We start from the raw sequence: 22,967 nt of genomic DNA, 5'->3' as shown, positions 1-22,967 counted from the left end.
CCCGGCCTGGCCGACCGTCTCAGTGATGCTGCGATTTGCGGTAGGCCATGACCCCAGCCACCGTATAGAAACTACCGAAAACCACGATTCTATCATTTTCGGACGCCCGGCTTAACGCATCTTGAAAAGCATCGGCCGGGCTGTTGAAGCGTGCAACGCTGCTGTCGGGGCCTTCGTTGACACCGGCTTCCCGCAGCACCGCTTCCAGCCGCTCCGGCGATGCCGCCCGCGGCGTCGGCAGCGCGGTCACGTTCCAGTGATCGATTTCACCGCGGAACTGGCGGATGACGCCGTCGATATCCTTGTCGTTCATCGCGCCGAACACCGCGTAGGTGTACGGGAAGTAGCCCATGTTGCCCAAGTTCTGCGCCAGCACGGCGGCGGCGTGCGGATTGTGAGCGACATCCAGAATGATCTGCGGCTTGCCCGGCAGCACCTGGAATCGTCCCGGAAGCTCAACGTTCGCAAGCCCGAGGCGAATGTCCTGCGCGGACACCGGCAGCCGGTCGCGCAACGCTTCGAGGGCGGCCAGCGCAGCCGACGTGTTGATCAACTGATTCGCGCCGCGCAGCGCCGGATAAGCGAGCGCCGAGCGCCGCTGCGTGCGCCCGATGTAGCTCCATTGCTGCCGCTCGTTGCCCGGCTGCGCTTCGTAGCGAAAATCGCGGCCGACGAGCCACAGATCCGCGCCGATGGCCTCGGCGTGATCGATCAGTGTCTGCGGCGGCGAGGGATCGCCGCACACCGCCGGCTTTCCCGAACGGAAGATGCCCGCTTTCTCGAATGCGATCTTCTCGCGGGTATCGCCGAGGTAGTCCGTATGATCGATGTCGATGCTCGTAATCACCGCGCAATCCGTATCGACGATGTTGACGGCATCCAGCCGCCCGCCGAGCCCGACTTCGAGAATTACCGCGTCCAGTCCGCGCGACGCGAAGAGATGCAGGATCGCGAGCGTCGTGAATTCGAAATACGTCAGTGAAACCGGCTCAGGCAGGCTCGCGCGCGCTTTCTCGACGGCTTCGAAATGTTCGAGCAACTCGGCGTCGCTGGCTTCCGCGCCGTCGATCCGCGCCCGCTCGTTGAACGCGAGCAAGTGCGGCGACGTGTGACAGCCCACGCGATACCCGGCGCGCAGCAGAATGGTTTCGAGGATCGCGCAGGTCGAGCCCTTGCCGTTGGTGCCGCCGACGGTGATGACCGGGCAGTCGAACGTCAGCCCAAGCGCGTCTTTCACGCGGCCGATCCGTGTCAGACCCATGTCGATGCCGACGGGATGCGCCGCCTCAAGATGGGCGAGCCACGCGTCGAGTGTGGGGAAAGTGTTCATTGTCGAGATCGAGAAAGCAAAAACGCCGCGCGGAACCTCGCGGGTTCACGCGCGGCGCGGCGCGGGACGGAAACGGCCTCAGGCGACGGAATCGGCGGGCTGCCCCGTCATCAACGCCATCAACTGGGCGATTTCCTCGCGCATCTTCCGGCGATCGATGATCATGTCGACCGCGCCCTTCTGCAGCAGGAATTCGGCGCGCTGGAAGCCTTCCGGCAGCTTTTCGCGCACGGTCTGCTCGATCACGCGCGGACCCGCGAAGCCGATCAGCGCCTTCGGCTCCGCGATCACGACATCGCCGAGGAACGCGAAGCTCGCGGACACGCCGCCCATCGTCGGATCGGTCAGCACGGAAATGAACGGCAGCTTCGCCTCGGACAGCTTGGTCAGGAGCGCGGTGGTCTTCGCCATTTGCATCAGCGAAAGCAGGCTTTCCTGCATGCGCGCGCCGCCCGACGCCGTGAAGCAGATGAACGGCACGTTCTGCTCGATGGCATTGCGCGCGCCGCGCACGAAGCGCTCGCCGACGACCGAGCCCATCGAGCCGCCCATGAACGAGAATTCGAAGCACGCGACGACGCACGGCAACGTGTGGATCGCACCGCCCATGACGACCATCGCGTCGGTTTCGTCGGTGTCTTCCATCGCCTCTTTCAGACGATCCGGGTACTTGCGGCTGTCCTTGAACTTCAGCGCGTCGACCGGAACGACTTCCTGGCCGATTTCATAGCGGCCTTCCGGATCGAGCAGGCGATCGAGCCGCTCGCGCGCGCCGATACGCATGTGATGACTGCACTTCGGGCAAACATGCAGATTCGCCTCGACGTCATTGCGGTACAGCACCGCTTCGCACGACGGACACTTGACCCACAGGCCCTCGGGGATGCCCTTGCGGCTCTTGGGGTCGGTTTGCTTGATCTTGGGCGGCAGCAGTTTGTCGAGCCAGCTCATCGTTTTTCCTTGACTGTTCGGGGGCCGCGGCGCGCGAGTCGCGCGGCGCGGCGGCGAAAATTACCTGGCGGAGTCGAGCGCCGTGCGGATTTCCGCGATGAAGCTCGAAAGCGACGCCGCAGCTGTTTCGGGCGGCGCCTCTTCGAGCAACTGCACGAGCCGGCTGCCGATGACCACGGCATCCGCGACTTCGGCCACGGCACGGGCGGTTTGGGCGTCGCGAATGCCGAAACCGACGCCGACCGGCAGGGGCACGTGCGACTTGATGGCCGGGATTTTACTCGCGATGCGGGAAACGTCCAGATTAGCGGCGCCGGTCACGCCGGTGAGCGACACGTAATAGACGTAGCCGCTGGCGATTTTGCCGACCGCCGCGATGCGCTCGTCCGTCGACGTGGGCGCGAGCAGGAAGATCGGATCGATGCCTGCGGCGCGCATCGTCGTGCTGAAGTTTTCCGATTCCTCCGGCGGATAATCGACGACCAGCACGCCGTCCACGCCCGCCTGCTTCGCGGCTTGCGCGAACGCTTCAGCGCCCATGCGCTCGATCGGATTCGCGTAGCCCATCAGCACGACGGGCGTTGTGTCGTCGGTTTCGCGGAAGCGCGCGACATCGGCGAGCACGCGCTTCAACGTCACGCCGCGCGCCAGTGCGCGCTCGGACGAACGCTGGATGACAGGGCCATCGGCCATCGGGTCGGAGAACGGCACGCCCAGTTCGATGACGTCCGCGCCGCCCTTCGCGAGCGCGTGCATGAATTCGACGGTCTGTTCGGGGTTGGGATCGCCCGCGGTGATGAACGGGATCAGCCCTTTCCTGCCTTGAGCGGCGAGCGCCGCGAGCGTGTTCTTGATACGGGACATGGTGATTCTCGTAGTCGTATTCGGTAGGCGTCGATAGACGCGGTCAGCGACGCTATTGCGCGGCTTGCGCTTCGGCGGCAAGCGGAACGGCTGCAGGCTTCGGAGGCGCCGCATTTGCGTGCGCGATGCGGCCTTCCGCGATCGCGCAGTAATCGGCGTTGATTTCGTAACCCGTGAACAAACGTCCGTGGCGCGCGCACGCAACCGCCGTCGTGCCGCTGCCCATGAACGGATCGAGCACGCGGCCGCCCGGCGGACAACTTGCCAGCACCATGCGCTCGACGATTTCCAGCGGCTTTTGCGTCGGATGATCGACGCGTTCCGCGTGCTGGCGATGCAGCCGCGATACCGACCAGACGTCCTTCGGGTTATAGCCCAGCTCCAGCCACTTGCTGCCTTCGAAGATCTTGCGCGAGCGCGCTTTCTTCGTCGCTGCGTCGTAAGGGATGCGCACCGGATCGAGATCGAAGTAGTAATCCCTCGATACCGCGAAATAACCGATGTTGTCGTGCACCGACGTGTACTTGCGCGTCGTTCCGCCCATGCTCGGCACACGCCGGTCCCAGACGATCTCGTTGACCATCATCAACCGGCGCTTCAGGAACACGAACAGTTCGGGCGAGTATTGCCAGGTGCAGAAGATATACAGCGAGCCGCTCTTCTTGAGCTTCGGAATCGCCATGTCGAGCCAGCGATACGTCCATTCCAGAAAGGCGTCGCCCGACAACATATCCGAGTCGTTCCCGTAATCCTTGCCCAGTCCATAGGGCGGATCGGCGACGATCAGGTCGATCGACGCATCGGGAATGTTCGCGGCATCGGCCAGGAAATCGCGGTTGCGAATGTCGATGCCGGCGCCTTGCAGCGCGCCGGCGGACAACGGTTCGTCGATGACAGTGCGCATCTGCGGCTTAGAACTGGATGCCCGATCGCTCCGCGACCGTGTGCATGTCCTTGTCGCCACGGCCCGACAGGTTGACGAGCAGCACCTTGTCGCGCGGCAACGTCTTCGCGAGCTTCGCGCCGTAGGCAAGCGCGTGGCTCGATTCGAGCGCCGGGATGATGCCTTCGATGCGGCAGCAGTCGTGGAACGCCTTGAGCGCCTCGTCGTCCGTGATGCCGACGTACTCGGCGCGGCCCGCGTCCTTCAGCCACGCGTGCTCGGGACCGACGCCCGGATAATCCAGCCCCGCCGACACCGAATGCGTCTCGATGATCTGGCCGTCGTCGTCTTGCAGCAGATACGTGCGATTGCCGTGCAGGACGCCGGGGCTGCCGCCCATCAGCGACGCCGCATGACGGCCCGTGTCGATGCCATCGCCCGCGGCCTCGACGCCGATGAGCCGCACGTCCGTGTCGTCGATATACGGATAGAAAATGCCCATAGCGTTCGATCCGCCGCCCACGCACGCGATGACCGCGTCCGGCTGACGGCCCGCCATTTCAGGCATCTGCACGCGGCATTCGTCGCCGATCACGCGCTGGAAGTCGCGCACCATCATCGGATACGGATGCGGACCCGCGACTGTGCCGATGATGTAGAACGTGTTTTCGACGTTCGTGACCCAGTCGCGCATGGCTTCGTTGAGCGCGTCCTTGAGCGTGCGCGAGCCGGATTCGACCGGCACGACGGTCGCCCCGAGCAGCTTCATGCGATAGACGTTCGCCGCTTGCCGCCGCACGTCCTCCGCGCCCATGTAGACGACGCATTCCATGCCGAAGCGCGCCGCGATGGTCGCCGTGGCGACGCCGTGCTGGCCCGCGCCCGTCTCGGCGATCACGCGCGGCTTGCCCATCTTGCGCGCGAGCAGCGCCTGGCCGATCACGTTGTTCACCTTGTGCGCGCCGGTGTGATTCAGGTCTTCGCGCTTCAGATAAAGCTGTGCGCCGCCGAGCATCTCGCTCCAGCGTTTCGCGTGATAAATCGGGGAAGGACGGCCGACGTAGTGCTTCAGTTCGTAGTCGTATTCCGCCTGGAACTCGGGGTCCTGGCGGGCCGCGTCATAGGCGCGGCGCAGTTCGTCGAGGGCATGAATGAGCGTTTCGGAAACGAAAACGCCGCCATACTGGCCAAAGTGGCCTCTTTCGTCAGGCAAGTTGTACATTGCGTCACTCTCTCGGTGGCGGTCCGACAATTCAAGTCGGCGCCGCATTCGGAATCAGGCGGCGTCCGCTTCGCGCACCGCGCGCACGAACGCCGTCATTCGGGCATGATCCTTCACGCCCTTGGCGCCCGGCACTTCGATGCCGCTGGAGACATCGACCGCGAACGGGCGCACGCGCCGGATGGCTTCACTGACGTTTTGCGTGTTCAACCCACCACTCAAAACGGCCCGATGCCCGAGATCTGTTGGGATAAGTGACCAATCGAATACCTTTCCACCGCCGCCGAAGCCCTCGACGAGCGCGTCGAGCAGGATGCCGCCTGCGGCTGCATATTTAAGCGACGATTCTACCAAATCGCTTGCAGCCGCATCAGGCCCGACACGCACTGCGCGCCAATAGGGCAAACCCGCAATCGCGGCAAGTTTGGCGCATTGCTCGGGCGTTTCGTCGCCGTGAAACTGAAGAAGCGAAAGCGGAACGCTGGACGTGACTTCCGCGATCCATTCGGGCGTCGCGTTGACGAACAGGCCGACGGCTGAGACGAGCGGCGGCACGTGCCGCGCCAGTTCGACGGCTTGCGGGATGCTCACCGAACGCGGGCTCGGCGGATAGAAGACGAAGCCCACCGCATCCGCGCCGAGCGCGACGGCGTGCTTGACGTCATCCACGCGCGACAATCCGCAGAGCTTGATTCTCGTTCGATGCAAGTTCTGGTCGTTCATGTCTGATCGGTCCAAATGGCGCTCCACGGCATGCTCGCGATATGCGGCGGCGGCACCGCGAAGCGTTCGGGATAGCCCACTTCCGCCAGATAAAGTCCGTCGGGCATGAACGTCGGCGCAGCGGCGCGGCGGTCGCGGGCGGCGAGGACGTCGGCCATCCACGAGACGGGGTGCCGGCCGCGCCCGATCGCGACAAAGCATCCCATCAGATTACGCACCATGTGATGCAGGAACGCGTTGGCGCGAAAACGGAAGTGGGCGAAATCGCCCTGCTCGCGCACGTCGATCCGATACATATGCTTGACCGGCGTTTTCGCCTGACAATCCGCTGCACGAAACGACGAAAAATCGTGCTCTCCGATGAGACACGCCGCCGATTCGCGCATCGCGGCGACATCGAGCGGCGTGTGCACCCAGCCCGCGCGCTTCGAGAGCATGGGTGAACGCACCGGATTGACGTACAGCACGTAATAGTAAGTGCGCTCGAATGCCGCGAAGCGCGCGTGGAAATCGTCGGGCATCGGCTTCGCCCACTGCACCGCGACCGATTCCGGCAGGAACGCGTTGGTGCCGCGCACCCACGAGAACACCGTGCGCTCGAGGTCCGTATCGAAATGGACGACTTGACCGAGACCGTGAACGCCCGTATCCGTGCGGCCCGCGACAACCGTTTGCAGCGGCGTCTGCGCGAATTCCGCGAGCGCGCGTTCGAGTTCGTCCTGCACCGTGTTGCCGTGCGGTTGCGATTGCCAGCCGCTGAACGCGGCGCCGTCGTACTGAACGCCTAACGCAATGCGCATATCAGGAATGCGGTGCGAGCGTCGAAAGCAGCGCGGCGGCTTGCTGGCGCGTGGCCGTATCGTTCGACGCGATGACTTCCTGCAGCAGCGTGCGCGCGCCGCCCAGATCGCCCAGTTCAATGTACTCGACCGCCAGCTCGAGCTTGTTGCGTGCGATCGTCGCCAGTTGCGCCGGGGTCAGCGCCGGCAGGGGCTCGGTATGGCTCGACGGCAGATTCAGATCGAAATCCAGGCTGAGCGGCCCGTACGGCGTCGCGCCAAGACCGGCGACCGACGCAGCGCCGGCCGTTCCCGCTTCGATCTGCGCGGCGGCCGAGGGCGGCTCCATCTTTCGGAGTCGCCCGGCGTCCGTGCCGGCGACGGGCTGCGGCACGAACGGCACCGGCTCGATCGGCGTTTGCGACTCGCGCAAAGCGGGGGCAGCGCCGGCATCGCCCGGCGTTCCCAGTTGCAAATCCATGCGCGGCGGCAAGCTCAGGTCGAGCGAGCCGAGGGCCTCGACGGCTTCGGTCGGAAACTTGGGCATCGGGAAGCGATCGCCGCGCGTCGGTTCGTCGTCGTCCGCAGCTTCTTCCGGATGCCTCTCGCGGCGCGCCGCCTGCTCCGCCGCGCGTTGCTCATCGGCAGCCTGCGCCTGCGCCTCGCGCAATTCAGCCTCGCGCGCGATGATCTCCCGCGCAGCCGCCTCGCGGGCATGTTGCGCCTGCGCTTCCTGTTCGGCGGCTTCGCCTTCGTGGCGCGCCATTTCGGCGGCGAGCGCGTCGCGCGCTGCTGCCTCGCGTGCGCGAATCTCGCGCTCTTCGGCCTCGCGCGTCGCGGCTTGCCGGGCGGCTGCCTGACGTTCTTCGGCTTCCCACTTTTCGGCTTCGCGGGCGGCGGCTTCGCGAGCGGCGATGTCTCCCTCGTTAGCATCGCTGTCCTGCCCGTCCGCCGTGCCGGAGTGTTGCAGCGGCGGCACGAACCCCGCGTGAATCGCCGCGGGCGGCGACGGCATGAACGGCGCGGGCGGCTCGGCGCGTGTTTCGACGGACTCGGGCGCGTGCGGCGTCGCCGGTTCGGCTTCGTGCAGCGCGGTCGGCAGAGACGCCGGCGGCGTATCGACGGAGGGCACGGCATCGTCGTCGGACGGGGCGGCGAAGGTCTGAGCCGCCTCGTAGCTCTCGATGCTCGCCGCCACCGCGTTCAATTCCGACTGATCGCGCTCGACGGCCTTGCCCTCGAGTTCGGCCGCGCCGGAGCCTGCCGGCGGTGCGGGGAACGCGGGCGTCACGGGGCGCTCGCTATTTCGCGCATCGGCTTCGGCTTGCGCCACCGCACGGCGGCGTTTTGCGCTGCGCCACATCATCAGCAGGAACAGCAGGACGAGTACCGCGATCGCGAGACCGAACAGCATCGGATCGGGGCCGACACGGCGCGTGGGGGCCGTTTCCGGCGCCGGGGCGCTGGCCGTTGGTGCGCTGGCCGTTGGTGCGACGGCGGGCGCGGGCTGCGGCTCCGAAGCCTGTTCGATACCCGAAGCCGGCGCGATGCCCGAAGCGGCCTCCGCCGGCGCTTCCGGCGACGACGCAACCGGGCCAGCAGGACTGACCGCTGGCGCACTCGCCTGATCGGCGCCGGCCGGAGCCTGCGTCGCGGATGCAGCGCCGGTATCGCCCGCCGGCACGTTGAGCACCGCGCCGAGCTTGAGCCTGTTGATGTCGTGCCCGGCGAACGCGTTCGGATTCGCGTCGAAGAGCTCACGCGCCATTTTTTCCCGAACGACGCGTTCCTTCGACCCGGTGATTTCCGCGGCGACGTCGTTGAGCGACTGTCCCGGTTTGACCGCGTACCGCTGGCCGGACGCGCCCGCGACGGCCGCCGAGGCTGTGTCAGCGGCGGCGCCGCTCGCCTGCGCGAGCGCCGCGCCGGGGTTCGTCCAGAGCAGCGTGCAGACGGCGACGCTTGCCGCGGCGAGCGCCGCACGCGATGACGGGATGAAAGACCGGCGGGGTCGTCGAATCATTGAAACTCCAGGGTACGGCGAAGAATTGAGACAGGAACGAAGACTCGCGCGCCCGAAACGGTCATGACCGGCCATTCGCGCACAGCGCCACACCATCGGGCGCACAAACAAAAAAGCGCCGCGATAACGCGACGCTTTTTCTTCGAGGTCCGCGCTTTCTGGCGCGTAGTTTACTTTACTTGTCCAGCAGAATGCGAAGCATGCGGCGCAGCGGCTCGGCGGCGCCCCACAGAAGCTGGTCGCCGACCGTGAACGCCGACAGATACTCGCCGCCCATCGCCAGCTTGCGCAGACGGCCGACCGGCACCGTCAGCGTGCCCGTGACGACGGCCGGCGACAAATCGCGCATCGACGCTTCACGCTCGTTCGGCACGACCTTCACCCAGTCGTTCGCCGAAGCCAGAATGCCGTTGATCTCGTCGAGCGGCACGTCCTTGTTGAGCTTGATGGTCAGCGCCTGCGAGTGGCAACGCATCGCGCCGATCCGCACGCAGAGGCCATCGACGGGAATCGAGCCCGGCTGGCCCATCGCGGGCTTGCCCAGAATCTTGTTGGTTTCCGCGCCGCCCTTCCACTCTTCCTTCGACATGCCGTTGCCGAGATCCTTGTCGATCCACGGAATCAGCGACCCGGCGAGCGGGACGCCGAAATGCTCGGTCGGCATGGCGTCGCTGTTCATCGTCGACAGAACCTTGCGGTCGATGTCGAGAATAGCCGACGACGGATTCGCGAGATCGTCCGCGACCGACGCGTTCAGCGCGCCCATTTGCGACAGCAGTTCGCGCATGTTCTGTGCGCCCGCGCCGGACGCGGCCTGGTACGTCATGGCCGTCATCCAGTCGACGAGGTTCTCGCGGAACAGGCCGCCCAGCGCCATCAGCATCAGGCTGACCGTGCAGTTGCCGCCGACGAAATCGCGCCCGCCCTTGACGAGCGAATCCTTGATGACGTTCAGGTTGACCGGGTCGAGGATGATGACCGCGTCGTCCTTCATGCGCAGCGCCGATGCCGCATCGATCCAGTAGCCTTTCCAGCCCGCCGCGCGCAGCTTCGGATACACGTCGTTCGTGTAGTCGCCGCCCTGGCAGGTGATGATGGCGTCGCATTTCTTCAGGTCGTCGATGCTCGTTGCATCTTTGAGCTTCGTCTCGTTTTTGGCGAACGACGGCGCGTTGCCGCCCGCATTGCTGGTGCTGAAAAACACCGGTTCGATCAGGTCGAAATCGCCTTCCTGCTGCATGCGCTGCATCAGGACGCTGCCGACCATACCGCGCCAACCAACGAGACCTACGTTCATGACTAACCTTATGTGTGGATTCTTCCCCGCATCCTTGCCCGGCGTGGCCGCGCGGGGAAGACGCTCGGACACGAGGGACGATCAGCGAATCGTGATCGCTTTAATGGAGACTTTCGTAATGCGCGTTTTCGACGTAATGACGCCGATGCGCTTGACGATGACGAGACCCGTCGCGCGAGCGTCGATGCCGCGACCGATGGAATCCGTAGAGAATTGAGAGTTCTTCGCCATGACCTAGCAATATACACGATCTGCGGCGCGTTGGTCCGCGGTTGCGGCGCGCGCCGTGGATCGATTCGAACGACGCGTCAATGCTACCGGATCGGCCGCTTCGAAAAGAAACGGCCGATCGTTTTATCGACCGTTCAAAGCGCAGCCAGCACTGCGGCGCCCATTTCCTTAGTGCCGACAGTCTTGCCGTCTTGCGTCGCGATGTCGCCGGTGCGGTAGCCCTGCTCCAGCACCTTCTTCACCGCGCTTTCAATGCGATCCGCCTGTTCCGCTTTGCCGAGCGAATAGCGAAGCATCATTGCCGCCGACAGGATGGTCGCGAGCGGATTCGCCACGCCCTTGCCCGCGATGTCCGGCGCGGAGCCGTGCGACGGCTCGTACAAGCCCTTGTTGTTCTTGTCGAGCGACGCCGACGGCAGCATGCCGATCGAGCCGGTCAGCATCGCGGCTTCGTCCGAGAGAATGTCGCCGAACATGTTGCCGGTAACGACCACGTCGAAGGCTTTCGGCGCTTTGACGAGCTGCATCGCCGCGTTATCGACGTACATGTGCGACAGCTCGACTTCCGGATATTCCTTGGCGACGTCGATCATCGTGTCGCGCCAGAGTTGCGAAGTTTCCAGCACGTTGGCCTTGTCCACGCTCGTCAGCTTCTTCTGGCGCTTCTGCGCGGCGGCGAACGCGACATGCGCGATGCGGCGCACTTCCGGCTCCGAATAGCGCATCGTGTCGAAGCCTTCGCGCGCGCCTTCGAACGGACCGTCCGGCGCTTGACGCACACCGCGCGGCTGGCCGAAGTAGATGTCGCCGTTCAGTTCGCGCACGATGAGGATGTCGAGACCCGACACGATTTCCGGCTTCAGCGACGACGCGGCCGTCAATTGCGGATAGCAGATCGCCGGACGGAAGTTCGCGAACAGTTGCAGATGCTTGCGCAGCCCGAGGATGGCCTGCTCGGGACGCAGCGCGCGTTCGAGCTTGTCGTATTTCCAGTCGCCGACGGCGCCGAAAAGGATCGCATCGGCTTCTTTCGCCAGCTTGAGCGTCGATTCCGGCAGCGGATGGCCATGTGCTTCATACCCCGCGCCGCCGACGGGCGCTTCTTCCAGCTCGAACTTTTCGCCGAGCGCGTTCAGCACTTTGACCGCTTCGGCCATGATTTCGGGGCCGATCCCGTCGCCGGGCAACACTGCGATTTTCATCTGTCTCTTCCTTTGATTTATCCGATCAAGCGATTGTTCAACCACGGCTGCTTCGCGAGCCGCTCCGCTTCGAACGCCTTGATCTTGTCGGCGTGACGCAGCGTGAGGCCGATATCGTCGAAACCGTTCAGCAGGCAGAATTTGCGGAAGCCGGGGACATCGAACGCGTACTCGGTGCCGTCGCCGGTTCGCACGACTTGCGCTTCCAGATCGATCGTCAGCTTGAAGCCGACGAACGCATACGTTTCGTTGAAGAGCTTGTCGACCTGCTGCTCCGACAACACGACCGGCAGCAAGCCGTTCTTGAAGCAGTTGTTATAGAAAATGTCCGCGAAGCTCGGCGCGATGATCGCCCGAAAGCCGTATTGATCCAGCGCCCACGGCGCGTGCTCGCGCGAGCTGCCGCAGCCGAAATTCTTGCGCGTCAGCAAGATCGACGCGCCCTGATAGCGCGACTGATTCAGCACGAAATCCGGATTGAGCGGACGCTTGCTGTTGTCCTGGCCGGGTTCGCCGACATCCAGATAGCGCCATTCGTCGAACGCATTCGGGCCGAAGCCCGTGCGCTTGATCGACTTCAGGAACTGCTTGGGGATGATCGCGTCCGTGTCGACGTTCTCGCGATCCAGCGGCGCCACGAGCCCGCTATGAACGATGAATTTTTCCATGGTCTTTCTCAGTGTCCCGATTGATCACGCGAGCTTGCGCACGTCGACGAAATGGCCTTCGATCGCGGCGGCGGCAGCCATCGCCGGGCTGACGAGATGCGTGCGGCCGCCCGCGCCCTGACGCCCTTCGAAATTGCGGTTCGACGTCGACGCGCAGCGCTCGCCTGCATCGAGGCGGTCGGCGTTCATCGCGAGACACATCGAGCAACCCGGCTCGCGCCATTCGAAACCGGCGTTCGTGAAAATCTTGTCGAGACCTTCGCGTTCGGCCTGAGCCTTCACGAGACCCGAACCCGGCACGACCATCGCGAGCCGCACATTCGGCGCGACGCGCTTGCCGAGCGACTTGACGACATACGCCGCCGCGCGCAGGTCTTCGATGCGCGCGTTCGTGCAGGAACCGATGAAGATCTTGTCCGGCCTGATGGATTCGATTGGCGTATTCGGCTGCAGCGCCATGTAAGTGAGCGCGCGCTCCATCGCGTCGCGTTTGACGGGGTCTTTTTCACGCTCGGGATCGGGTACGCGGCCGTCGATGGACGTCACCATTTCCGGCGATGTGCCCCACGTCACTTGCGGCACGATTTCGGCCGCGTTGATCTCGACGACGCGATCGAACTGCGCGCCATCGTCCGATTTGAACTGACGCCAGTATTCGACCGCCTGATCCCATTCGACGCCCTGCGGCGAATACGGACGGTCCTTCAGGTAGTTGATGGTGGTATCGTCGACGGCCACCATGCCCGCGCGCGCGCCCGCTTCGATCGCCATATTGCAGACGGTCATGCGGCCTTCCATCGTCAGCGACCGAATGGTCGAGCCGCCGAATTCGATTGCATAGCCCGTGCCGCCCGCCGTGCCGATCTTGCCGATGACTGCGAGCACGATGTCTTTCGCCGTGCAGCCGCGCGGCAACTGACCTTCGACCTTGACGAGCATGTTCTTGCTCTTCTTTTGCAGCAGCGTCTGGGTGGCGAGGACGTGCTCGACTTCCGACGTGCCGATGCCATGCGCAAGCGCGCCGAACGCGCCGTGCGTCGACGTATGCGAATCGCCGCAGACGATCGTCATGCCGGGCAGCGTCGCGCCCTGCTCCGGCCCGATGATGTGCACGATGCCCTGACGCAGGTCGTTCATCTTGAACTGCGTGATGCCGAATGCATCGCAATTGGCGTCGAGCGTGTCGACTTGCAGCTTCGAAACGGGATCGGCGATGCCGTGCGAGCGGTCGGTCGTCGGCACGTTGTGGTCGGACACGGCGAGATTCGCGCTGATGCGCCACACCGGGCGCTCGGCCAGCTTCAGACCTTCGAACGCTTGCGGGCTCGTGACCTCGTGCAGCAGATGACGATCGATATAGAGGATCGAGGTGCCGTCCTCTTCCGTGTGGATAACGTGCGTGTTCCACAACTTGTCGTAGAGAGTCTGGGACATGGTGAGCGCTTTCGTAGGTGACTGCGGGGTGTTATGGGGTGCGGCCTGTTGGACGATTATGCCACTTCCATCACGGCGCGTGGTACTAGGCTAAACGAAAAAAGCGTGCAAATTCAGTGGGTTATCGTAGTGGTGGCGATACCTGGATTGGGACTACCTGCTTGATTCGGAAGCGCACCGTCGCGGCCGTCCGCACCGTCGCGGCCACCGCAAGCTACGGTGCGACTGTATGCAAGCGCTTATGGCTCGCCCAGGTTCGCTCACGGGCCAGCCGCTCGAGAATACGCTTCTTGCGCCGCACCGCTGAACTCCCGCCAGACGCAAAAAAGCCCCGGCAGTCGCCCGCCGGGGCTTTTTCGAATATCGCTCCAACTAACCGACTTACCGCTTGTCGAGCGGCTTCACTTCACGCGGCGTGTGGCCGATGAACAACTGGCGCGGACGGCCGATCTTTTGCTCGGGATCAGCGATCATCTCGTTCCACTGCGCAATCCAGCCCACCGTACGCGCCATCGCGAAGATGCACGTGAACATCGACGTCGGGATGCCCAGCGCGCGCTGCACGATGCCCGAGTAGAAGTCGACGTTCGGGTACAGCTTGCGCGACACGAAGTATTCGTCTTCCAGCGCGATCTTTTCCAGTTCCATCGCGAGCTTGAACAGCGGGTCGTCGTGCAGGCCCAGTTCGTTCAGCACTTCGTGGCAGGTTTCGCGCATCAGCTTCGCACGCGGATCGTAGTTCTTGTACACGCGGTGACCGAAGCCCATCAGCTTCACGCCCGAGTTCTTGTCCTTCACCTGCTTGATGAACTCAGGAATGTTGTCGACGGAGCCGATCTCTTCCAGCATGTTGAGCGCGGCTTCGTTCGCGCCGCCGTGCGCCGGGCCCCACAGACACGCGATACCCGCTGCGATACACGCGAACGGATTCGCACCCGACGAACCGGCCAGACGCACCGTCGACGTCGACGCGTTCTGCTCGTGATCCGCGTGCAGAATCAGGATGCGGTCGAGCGCGCGCACGAGCACGTCGTTGACCTTGTACTCTTCGCACGGGTTCGCAAACATCATGTGCATGAAGTTCGCGCTGTACGACAGCTCGTTGCGCGGATACACGAACGGCTGGCCGATGCTGAACTTGTACGCCATCGCGACGAGCGTCGGCAGCTTCGCAATCATGCGGATTGCCGAGACTTCGCGGTGACGCGGATCGTTGATGTTCAGCGAGTCGTGGTAGAACGCGGACAGCGCGCCGACCGCCGCCACCAGGACGGCCATCGGATGCGCGTCGCGACGGAAGCCGCGGAAGAAGAAGTGCATCTGCTCGTGCACCATCGTGTGACGCGTGACCGTGTCCACGAATTCCTCTTTCTGCGCAGCCGTGGGCAGTTCGCCCTTCAGCAGCAAGTAGCACGTTTCGAGGAAGTCGGCGTTCACGGCCAACTGCTCGATCGGGTAGCCGCGATACAGCAGCTCGCCCTTGTCGCCGTCGATGTAGGTGATCGCCGAATTGCACGCCGCCGTCGACATGAAGCCCGGGTCATACGTGAACTTGCCGGTCTGACCGTACAGCTTGCGGATGTCGATCACGTCGGGGCCCATCGTGCCCTTGTAGATCGGCATTTCAACGCTCGGCGAGTTGTCGCTGAACGATAGCGTGGCTTTAACATCTGACGGGGTCATAGCACATCCTCAATCGAAGTATGGATACAGGTTTTCGATAATTTGCACGACGGAAGCTGCGCGGCAGGACTGCACGATCGACCGCTGTCCGCTCTCAACCGCTTGGCGCGCGGACTCACGGCGCATTGTGCAAAACTCCGCGGATCTCTGCCGAAATCACACGGAACGCAGGATCTGAATCAGGCGAATCACGTCCGGCGTGGCAAGCTCGCCTTCCGGTTCGGTCCGCGCGAGCAGCAGGTCCATCAGTTCGTTGTCGCTCAGCTCCAGCAGGCGGGTCAAAGCGGCCACGTCGGCGTCACTGAGGTCATGCTCATATCGGCTGAAAAAACGCTCGAAGATCAGATCGTTTTCCAGCAGGCCGCGCCGTGCACGCCACCGGAGGCGCGCACGGCGAAGAGGGTCGGACTGGTGAGCGCTGTCTTGCTGGTCGACCATCGCATTGTCCATTTCAGACAGCCCGGCGCACCATCAATTCCTTGATCTTGCCGATCGCCTTCGTCGGATTGAGCCCCTTCGGGCACACGTCGACGCAGTTCATGATCGTGTGGCAGCGGAACAGACGATACGGATCTTCCAGATTGTCGAGGCGTTCGCCCGTCGCTTCATCGCGGCTGTCCGCGATAAAACGATAGGCTTGCAGCAAGCCCGCCGGTCCGACGAATTTGTCCGGATTCCACCAGAAGCTCGGGCACGACGTCGAGCAGCTGGCGCACAGAATGCACTCGTACAGGCCGTCCAGCTCGTCGCGCTCGACGGGCGACTGCAGACGCTCCTTCTCGGGCGGCGGCGTGTCGTTGATCAGGTACGGCTTGATCGAGTGATACTGGTTGAAGAACTGCGTGAAGTCGCAGATCAGGTCACGCACAACCGGCAGGCCCGGCAGCGGACGCAGCACGATGCGCTCCGGCAGGTCGTTCAGGTTCGTCAGGCACGCGAGGCCGTTCTTGCCGTTGATGTTCATTGCGTCCGAACCGCACACGCCTTCGCGGCACGAACGGCGGAACGACAAGGTTTCGTCCAGCGCCTTCAGCTTCACCAATGCGTCCAGCAGCATGCGTTCGTGCGAGTCGATTTCGAGCTCGTAACGTTGCATGCGCGGGGCCGCGTCCTTGTCCGGATCGTAGCGGTAGACTTCAAAAATTCGTTTTGCCATTTCGATTCCCTTGCCCTTAGAAGGTGCGCGCCTTCGGCGGCACCGATTCGACGGTCAGCGGCTTCATCTGAACCGGCTTGTAGTCGAGGCGATTGCCTTCGCTGAACCACAGCGTATGGCGCATCCATTTGTCGTCGTCGCGATGCTCGTAGTCGCTGTGCGCGTGCGCGCCACGGCTTTCCTTGCGTGCTTCCGCCGAGACCATCGTCGCGCGGGCGACTTCGATCAGGTTCGCCAGTTCCAGCGCTTCGACCTTCGCGGTGTTGAACACCTTCGATTTGTCCTTCAGATGCACGTGCTTCACGCGCTCGGCCAGTTCCGCGACCTTGTCCACGCCTTCCGACAGCAGCTTGGAGGTGCGGAACACGCCGGCATGCGCCTGCATCGTCGAGCGGATGTCGTTCGCGATGTTCTGCGTGTATTCGCCCGAGGTCGACTTTTCCAGCACGGCGAGGCGCTCGAGCGCGAAATCGGCGGCGTCGGCCGGCAGCGGCTTGTGCTCCCGCGCTTCCTTCGCGTACTTGATGATGTGATTGCCGGCCGCGCGGCCGAATACCACCAGGTCCAGCAGCGAGTTCGTGCCGAGGCGGTTCGCGCCGTGCACCGAAACGCACGAGCATTCGCCCACCGCGTAGAAGCCGTTCACCGGCTCGTTGTAGCCGTTCGCCGTGCCGACGACCTGACCGTGCATGTTCGTCGGAATCCCGCCCATCTGATAATGGATGGTCGGAACAACCGGAATCGGCTCCTTGATGCAGTCCACGTTCGCGAACTTCAGCGCGATCTCGCGAATCGACGGCAGACGCTTCATGATCGTCTCGGCGCCGATGTGCGACAGGTCGAGCAGCACGTGATCCTTGTTCGGACCCACGCCGCGCCCTTCCTTGATTTCCTGGTCCATCGAACGCGAAACGAAGTCGCGCGGCGCCAGATCCTTCAGCGTCGGCGCATAGCGTTCCATGAAGCGGTCACCGTTCCAGTTACGCAGAATGCCGCCTTCGCCGCGCACGCCTTCGGTGATCAGCACGCCCGCGCCGGCCACGCCGGTCGGGTGGAACTGCCAGAACTCCATGTCCTGCAAAGCGATGCCCGAACGCGCCGCCATGCCGAGGCCGTCGCCCGTGTTGATGAACGCATTCGTCGATGCCGCGAAGATGCGCCCCGCGCCGCCCGTGGCGAACAGCGTGGTCTTGCCTTCGAGGATATAGACTTCGCCGGTTTCCATCTCGAGCGCGGTCACGCCGAGCACGTCGCCGTCGGCGTCGCGTATCAGGTCCAGCGCCATCCATTCGACGAAGAAGTGCGTCTTGGCTGCGACGTTCTGCTGATACAGCGTGTGCAGCAGCGCGTGGCCGGTACGGTCGGCTGCCGCGCAGGCGCGCTGCACCGGCTTCTCGCCGTAGTTCGCCGTGTGGCCGCCGAACGGGCGCTGATAAATGGTGCCGTCCGCATTGCGGTCGAACGGCATGCCCATGTGTTCGAGTTCGTAAACCGCGTTCGGCGCTTCACGGCACATGAACTCGATCGCGTCCTGGTCGCCGAGCCAGTCGGAACCCTTGATCGTGTCGTAGAAGTGATAGTGCCAGTTGTCTTCGCTCATGTTGCCGAGCGATGCGCCGATGCCGCCTTGCGCCGCGACCGTGTGCGAGCGCGTCGGGAACACCTTCGACAGCACCGCGACCGACAGGCCCGCACGGGCGAGTTGCAGCGATGCGCGCATGCCCGATCCGCCCGCGCCGACGATGACCACGTCGAAACGGCGACGCGGCAGGGAAGTCTTGATTGCAGCCATATTCTTTAAACTCTCCAGAGAATCTGTGCAGCGTAGCCGGCGCATCCGATGAGCCAGAGCACGGTCAGCACCGTCAGGAACAGGCGCAAGCCAACCGGCTTCACGTAATCCATCCAGATGTCGCGCACGCCGACATACGCGTGATAGAAGAGCGAAAGCAAGGCTACGAAAGTGGCGAGCTTCATCCACTGCATCGCGAAGATCGACGCCCAGCCTTCATAGGAGAAGCTGTGCGCGCCGAAGAACAGCACGAGCAGGACGAGGGTGTACACGGCAACGACGATTGCGGTCACGCGCTGGGCGAGCCAGTCGCCCAGGCCGTAATGCGCGCCGACGACGAGGCGCTTGGAGCCGACTCGGTTCTGGGTACCCATGTTTAGAAGGCTCCGAAAAGTTTCAGGGCGACGACGAGCGTCAGCAGCAGCGACACGACGAGCACGGCAAGCGCCGTCTGACGGCCGCCTTCCTTGTTCACGGCGACGTGCGTGTCGAGCACGAGAAAGCGGATGCCTGCGCAGAAGTGATGCAGATACGCCCAGGACAGCACGAGCGTGATGATTTTGACGATGGGGTGAGCGAGGAAGCCTTTGAATGCGTCGAAACTAATTTCCGACGTCAGACTCTGATCGAGCAGATAGAGAAGGAACGGCAGTGCAACGAAGAGCAGCAAGCCGCTGATACGGTGCAGGATGGAGACCTTCCCTGCTAGCGGCAAGCGATATTTCGCAATCTGTCCAAGCCCGATGTTCCGGTACTCGGGCCTTGGTTTTTTTACGGCTTCAGCCATGCTAGACCCCAACTTGTTATTACACTAACCCGCGATTTTAGCGCCTTTTTATTTCACGCTGCAGGGAAAACCCGCCCAAGAGACTATTGCTGCACGCGTGAGAATGGCGAACGTGAATGCTTTGTCGATGCTTCGCGGACTGCCCGGCCGATGCCCGCCGCGTCTGTTCATTCGGTCAACTCAAGTCGTTCTGGTAGTAGTAGCCGGTCGTCACATACCAGCCGCGCCGCACTTCGACCGGGCGATCGCCGTACGTGTACGAGATCCGTTCGACCGAAAGAAGCGGGAAACCCGGCTGCACTTGCAGCAATTGCGCGACCGGCTCGTCCGCCGCCACCGCGCGAATCTTCTCCGACGCCCGGATCATGCGCGTGCCGAACTCCGTTTCGAACATCGCGTACAGCGGCCCTTTGTAATCGGCAAGCCGCTCGGCCGTCAGTCCGCGGAAAACCGCGCCCGGCAGCCAGATTTCGTCGAACACGGTCGTTTCGCCGTCGAACTGCAGCAGGCGCTTGATGAGCACCACGGGATCGGCGGGTTTGAGATCGAGCTGACGCGCGATTTCGGCGGGCGCACGCAGGCGCCGGCATTCGAGCAGGCGGCTTACGTGGGGATGAACGTCGCCGTCGTCGGGCAGAAGGCGCAGAAAGCGAAACTGCACGCGATCTTCGCTATGCGTCGCAACGAACGTGCCCTTGCCTTGACGGCGCACGAGAAGATTGTCGGCGGCGAGTTCGTCGATGGCCTTGCGGACGGTGCCCTGGCTCACCTTATAGCGCGCGGCCAGCTCCACTTCGCTGGGGATGAGCTCGCCCGGCTTCCACTCGCCCGATTCGAGACCCTGCGTAATTAGCGCCTTGATCTGCTGATACAGCGGACTGAACGTCGGCGACGGCGCGCCCTCGGCCGACTGTGCGTTGCCGTTGGGTGAGGTAGTGCTCGCCGGATTTGCCGCGTTGGAATTCATGCCGCGCATTTCAACACAAAGGGCTGCCGCGCGTCCACAATTTCACGCATGATCCTATGTCTTATATAAGACATAAGATACTGTTGACTTTGCCTCCGACCAATCCTACACTCCTTGGCGAGCAAGGGTTTGCGGGTCGCCGCGCAGTCCGTGAGAAGTTCGTTTGGACCGGTTCAATCGGCGCATTTCGCCGGTGAACGGTGCGTTCGGCACATCGCGGGCAGCGCCGCCAACCGCCAGGCACGCCCTTTCGCTTTCGCCTCACGCCGATCGGCCAATCGATTCGCGCGCCGCTGCCTGCCTACCGCCTCGCAACGTCCAGCGCCGTCTCGAATGGGCGCTTGTCCGTCAGACTCTAGCGAATCGCCGTTTCCTCACGTCACGCCGCGCAGCCTCTCGCTCGAAGAAGGATTCATGGCATGACAGCCATGCCGTCACGCTTTCATGCGGAGCCATGCGTTGCGCCGCTATCGGAGAGCGCTGCGGCATCGCCGGCATGTCTTCATCAACGCTTCGCGTAACGCGCATAAAATAGCGTTTTTCCCTAGCGTTCCACGCACCGTCAGGAGAGTTTCAATGGCTAAGTCCGCAAAGCGCGTTGCCGTAACCGGCGCCGCAGGTCAAATCGGCTACTCGCTGCTGTTCCGTATCGCCAATGGCGATCTGCTCGGCAAAGACCAGCCCGTGATCCTTCAGTTGCTCGATCTGCCGCAAGCGCAAGCCGCCGTGAAGGGCGTCGTGATGGAACTGGAAGACTGCGCATTCCCGCTGCTCGCGGGCGTGGTCGTCACGGACGATCCCAAGGTCGCGTTCAAGGACGCCGACATCGCGTTGCTGGTCGGTGCGCGTCCGCGTTCGAAGGGCATGGAACGCAAGGACCTGCTGTCGGCGAACGCCGAAATCTTCACGGTTCAGGGCCGCGCGCTGAACGATGTCGCGAGCCGCGACGTGAAGGTGCTGGTCGTCGGCAACCCGGCGAACACGAACGCCTATATCGCGATGAAGTCGGCGCCGGATCTGCCGAAGAAGAACTTCACCGCCATGCTGCGCCTGGACCACAACCGCGCGCTGTCGCAACTGGCGGCCAAGTCGGGCAAGCCGGTCGCGTCGATCGAAAAGCTCGTCGTGTGGGGCAATCACTCGCCGACGATGTACCCCGATTTCCGCTTCGCAACCGCCGAAGGCGAAAGCCTCACGAAGCTGATCAACGACGACGAATGGAACCGCAACACGTTCATCCCGACCGTCGCCAAGCGCGGCGCGGCGATCATCGAAGCGCGCGGCCTGTCGTCGGCGGCATCGGCGGCTAACGCGGCCATCGATCACGTGCGTGACTGGGTGCTCGGCACCAACGGCAAGTGGGTCACGATGGGCATTCCGTCGGACGGCTCGTATGGCATTCCGGAAGACATCGTCTACGGCGTCCCGGTCACGTGTGAAAACGGCGAGTACAAGCGCGTCGAAGGCCTGGAAATCGACGCGTTCTCGCGCGAGAAGATGGACGGCACGCTGAACGAACTGCTCGAAGAGCGCGACGGCGTGGCGCATCTCCTGGGCAAGTAAGCAGCACGGCATCATCGGGAGCCTTCGCGGTTCCCGTCAGCGCGAACGCTTCGCGGCGTTCGCGGCTGATCCGATCGCGCTTGAACGAAAGCCAGCAAGCCTTCGAGCGCGTCCGAATCAGAAGCACGAGCAGCATCGAACTCTCTTTTTAATCGGAGCCGACGCCGACAATGCCCGCTCTCACACCCGCAGAAGTGCTGTTCGACGGCGAGCCGCAGCCCGCCGTCCTGCCGCCCTGCGACCACTATGCCGGCAGCGAAAAGCTGATCCGGAAGTCGCTCGCGCTGCAGGCCGAACTCGGGCCGGTGTTCGACATCACGCTCGATTGCGAGGACGGCGCGCAGGTCGGCCACGAAGCCGGACATGCGGAGATGGTGGCGTCGTTCGTCGGCGGCGAGAATGACCGTTTCGGGCGCGTCGGCGTTCGCATCCATGACTTTCATCATCGCGCGTGGCGGGACGACGTACGCATCATCCTTCGCCAGGCGAAGAAAGCGCCCGCCTTCGTGATGCTGCCGAAAATACGCAGCGTGTTCGACGCCGCCGAGATGATCGCGTTCATCGAGGCATCGCGCAGTGAGTTCGGCATCGCGCAATCCATTCCGTGTCATCTGCTGATCGAAACGCACGGCGCACTCGCGGAAGTCTTCGAGCTGGCCGCGCTGCCCGGCGTCGAATCGCTGAGTTTCGGCCTGATGGACTTCGTGTCGGCGCACAACGGCGCCATTCCCGATACCGCCATGCGCTCGCCCGGCCAGTTCGAGCATCCGCTCGTGCGTCGCGCGAAGCTGGAAATCGCGGCCGCATGTCACGCGCATGGCAAGGCGCCCTCGCATAACGTGTCGACGGAAGTGCGGGACATGAGCGTCGTCGCGAACGATGCCGCCCGCGCCCGCAATGAGTTCGGCTATACGCGCATGTGGAGCATTCATCCGTCGCAGATCCGGCCCATCGTCGATGCCTTTTCGCCGCGCGCCGACGAGATCGCGCTCGCCGCCGAAATTCTGCTGGCCGCGCAACGCGCGCAGTGGGGTCCGACGCGCCACGGCGACACGCTCCACGATCGCGCGAGCTATCGCTATTACTGGTCCGTGCTGCGCCGCGCGCAAGCGACCGGCCACGCGATCCCCGACGAATGCGCCCCGCTGTTCGCAGCGGCATCGACGGGAAGCGCGGCTTGAATGCAAAGGTTTCGTTACGCCGCGTACGGGCCGAATACCCGGCGCGCCTTTCAAGCAAAAGAGACGACGCTGCTGCACGAGCGTTCACAGGAGACTTGAAGCAATGAGCGATACCGCAACGACCGACGCGCCCGCAGCAGCGGGTGGTTTCAAGCCGAAGAAATCCGTCGCGCTGTCCGGCGTGACGGCGGGCAATACCGCGCTGTGCACGGTCGGCAAGACCGGCAACGA

Annotated in this window: 22 protein-coding genes and 1 pseudogene; 3 read left to right on the top strand and 20 right to left on the bottom strand. The window is 63.6% G+C overall.

What is annotated here, in order from left to right:
* Positions 1–19: 19 nt before the first annotated feature.
* From folC to AB6804_RS15925, 20 genes are all read right to left on the bottom strand, one after another.
* Positions 20–1,330, bottom strand: a complete 1,311-nt coding sequence (folC, locus tag AB6804_RS16020; RefSeq protein WP_370887259.1) for a bifunctional tetrahydrofolate synthase/dihydrofolate synthase — start codon at positions 1,328–1,330, stop codon at positions 20–22.
* Positions 1,331–1,408: 78 nt separating this feature from the next.
* Positions 1,409–2,281: an acetyl-CoA carboxylase, carboxyltransferase subunit beta gene (gene accD / locus AB6804_RS16015; RefSeq protein ID WP_035968851.1), complete on the bottom strand. Its 873-nt coding sequence runs from the start codon at positions 2,279–2,281 to the stop codon at positions 1,409–1,411.
* Between the two features lie 60 nt (positions 2,282–2,341).
* A complete protein-coding gene (trpA, locus tag AB6804_RS16010) occupies positions 2,342–3,145 on the bottom strand; it encodes a tryptophan synthase subunit alpha (protein WP_370887258.1) in 804 nt (267 codons plus the stop codon).
* 52 nt (positions 3,146–3,197) lie between these two features.
* Positions 3,198–4,049, bottom strand: coding sequence for a site-specific DNA-methyltransferase (locus AB6804_RS16005; RefSeq protein ID WP_370887257.1), 852 nt, complete (start codon positions 4,047–4,049; stop codon positions 3,198–3,200).
* Positions 4,050–4,056: 7 nt separating this feature from the next.
* On the bottom strand, positions 4,057–5,250 hold the full coding sequence (trpB, locus tag AB6804_RS16000) for a tryptophan synthase subunit beta (RefSeq protein ID WP_035968859.1): 1,194 nt from the start codon (positions 5,248–5,250) through the stop codon (positions 4,057–4,059).
* Positions 5,251–5,304: 54 nt separating this feature from the next.
* Complete coding sequence (locus tag AB6804_RS15995; RefSeq protein WP_370887256.1) at positions 5,305–5,973, bottom strand: phosphoribosylanthranilate isomerase; 669 nt, start codon at positions 5,971–5,973, stop codon at positions 5,305–5,307.
* Positions 5,970–6,773, bottom strand: coding sequence for a tRNA pseudouridine(38-40) synthase TruA (gene truA / locus AB6804_RS15990; protein WP_370887255.1), 804 nt, complete (start codon positions 6,771–6,773; stop codon positions 5,970–5,972). The genes AB6804_RS15995 and truA overlap by 4 nt, the downstream gene beginning before the upstream one ends.
* A gap of 1 nt (position 6,774) precedes the next feature.
* Positions 6,775–8,775, bottom strand: a complete 2,001-nt coding sequence (locus AB6804_RS15985) for a FimV/HubP family polar landmark protein (protein ID WP_370887254.1) — start codon at positions 8,773–8,775, stop codon at positions 6,775–6,777.
* 175 nt (positions 8,776–8,950) lie between these two features.
* Positions 8,951–10,072 carry an aspartate-semialdehyde dehydrogenase gene (asd, locus tag AB6804_RS15980; protein WP_370887253.1) on the bottom strand — a complete coding sequence of 374 codons (1,122 nt, stop codon included), beginning with the start codon at positions 10,070–10,072 and terminating at the stop codon, positions 8,951–8,953.
* An 81-nt stretch (positions 10,073–10,153) separates the two neighbouring features.
* Positions 10,154–10,303 (bottom strand): hypothetical protein, encoded by a 150-nt coding sequence (locus tag AB6804_RS15975; RefSeq protein WP_160174749.1) that lies wholly within the window; start codon positions 10,301–10,303, stop codon positions 10,154–10,156.
* 134 nt (positions 10,304–10,437) lie between these two features.
* On the bottom strand, positions 10,438–11,505 hold the full coding sequence (gene leuB, locus AB6804_RS15970; RefSeq protein ID WP_370887252.1) for a 3-isopropylmalate dehydrogenase: 1,068 nt from the start codon (positions 11,503–11,505) through the stop codon (positions 10,438–10,440).
* Positions 11,506–11,522: 17 nt separating this feature from the next.
* Positions 11,523–12,173 (bottom strand): 3-isopropylmalate dehydratase small subunit, encoded by a 651-nt coding sequence (leuD, locus tag AB6804_RS15965; RefSeq protein ID WP_370887251.1) that lies wholly within the window; start codon positions 12,171–12,173, stop codon positions 11,523–11,525.
* A 24-nt stretch (positions 12,174–12,197) separates the two neighbouring features.
* A complete protein-coding gene (gene leuC, locus AB6804_RS15960; RefSeq protein ID WP_035968873.1) occupies positions 12,198–13,607 on the bottom strand; it encodes a 3-isopropylmalate dehydratase large subunit in 1,410 nt (469 codons plus the stop codon).
* Positions 13,608–13,988: 381 nt separating this feature from the next.
* Positions 13,989–15,290: a citrate synthase gene (gene gltA / locus AB6804_RS15955; RefSeq protein ID WP_035968876.1), complete on the bottom strand. Its 1,302-nt coding sequence runs from the start codon at positions 15,288–15,290 to the stop codon at positions 13,989–13,991.
* Positions 15,291–15,446: 156 nt separating this feature from the next.
* Positions 15,447–15,740: a succinate dehydrogenase assembly factor 2 gene (locus AB6804_RS15950; protein ID WP_370887250.1), complete on the bottom strand. Its 294-nt coding sequence runs from the start codon at positions 15,738–15,740 to the stop codon at positions 15,447–15,449.
* 1 nt (position 15,741) lies between these two features.
* The gene (locus AB6804_RS15945) at positions 15,742–16,446 is read right to left on the bottom strand and encodes a succinate dehydrogenase iron-sulfur subunit (RefSeq protein WP_370887249.1); all 705 of its coding nucleotides are present in this window, start codon (positions 16,444–16,446) and stop codon (positions 15,742–15,744) included.
* A gap of 16 nt (positions 16,447–16,462) precedes the next feature.
* A complete protein-coding gene (gene sdhA, locus AB6804_RS15940) occupies positions 16,463–18,238 on the bottom strand; it encodes a succinate dehydrogenase flavoprotein subunit (RefSeq protein ID WP_370887248.1) in 1,776 nt (591 codons plus the stop codon).
* A 5-nt stretch (positions 18,239–18,243) separates the two neighbouring features.
* Positions 18,244–18,612: a succinate dehydrogenase, hydrophobic membrane anchor protein gene (sdhD, locus tag AB6804_RS15935; protein ID WP_035968882.1), complete on the bottom strand. Its 369-nt coding sequence runs from the start codon at positions 18,610–18,612 to the stop codon at positions 18,244–18,246.
* 2 nt (positions 18,613–18,614) lie between these two features.
* Positions 18,615–19,025 carry a succinate dehydrogenase, cytochrome b556 subunit gene (sdhC, locus tag AB6804_RS15930; RefSeq protein WP_035968885.1) on the bottom strand — a complete coding sequence of 137 codons (411 nt, stop codon included), beginning with the start codon at positions 19,023–19,025 and terminating at the stop codon, positions 18,615–18,617.
* Positions 19,026–19,200: 175 nt separating this feature from the next.
* Positions 19,201–19,992, bottom strand: coding sequence for a GntR family transcriptional regulator (locus AB6804_RS15925; RefSeq protein ID WP_370887247.1), 792 nt, complete (start codon positions 19,990–19,992; stop codon positions 19,201–19,203).
* 576 nt (positions 19,993–20,568) lie between these two features.
* Here AB6804_RS15925 and AB6804_RS15920 point away from each other — a divergent pair.
* The 3 genes and pseudogenes from AB6804_RS15920 to AB6804_RS15910 form a co-directional block, all read left to right on the top strand.
* Positions 20,569–21,555 (top strand): malate dehydrogenase, encoded by a 987-nt coding sequence (locus AB6804_RS15920; protein WP_370887246.1) that lies wholly within the window; start codon positions 20,569–20,571, stop codon positions 21,553–21,555.
* Between the two features lie 170 nt (positions 21,556–21,725).
* Positions 21,726–22,736 carry a CoA ester lyase gene (locus tag AB6804_RS15915; RefSeq protein ID WP_370887245.1) on the top strand — a complete coding sequence of 337 codons (1,011 nt, stop codon included), beginning with the start codon at positions 21,726–21,728 and terminating at the stop codon, positions 22,734–22,736.
* Between the two features lie 103 nt (positions 22,737–22,839).
* Positions 22,840–22,967, top strand: a pseudogene (locus AB6804_RS15910) (2-methylcitrate synthase); the annotation flags it as partial.

Source organism: Caballeronia sp. RCC_10, from assembly GCF_041360715.1.
In the GTDB taxonomy this organism is placed as follows: domain Bacteria; phylum Pseudomonadota; class Gammaproteobacteria; order Burkholderiales; family Burkholderiaceae; genus Caballeronia; species Caballeronia grimmiae.
This window is presented reverse-complemented; position numbering and strand designations above follow the sequence as displayed.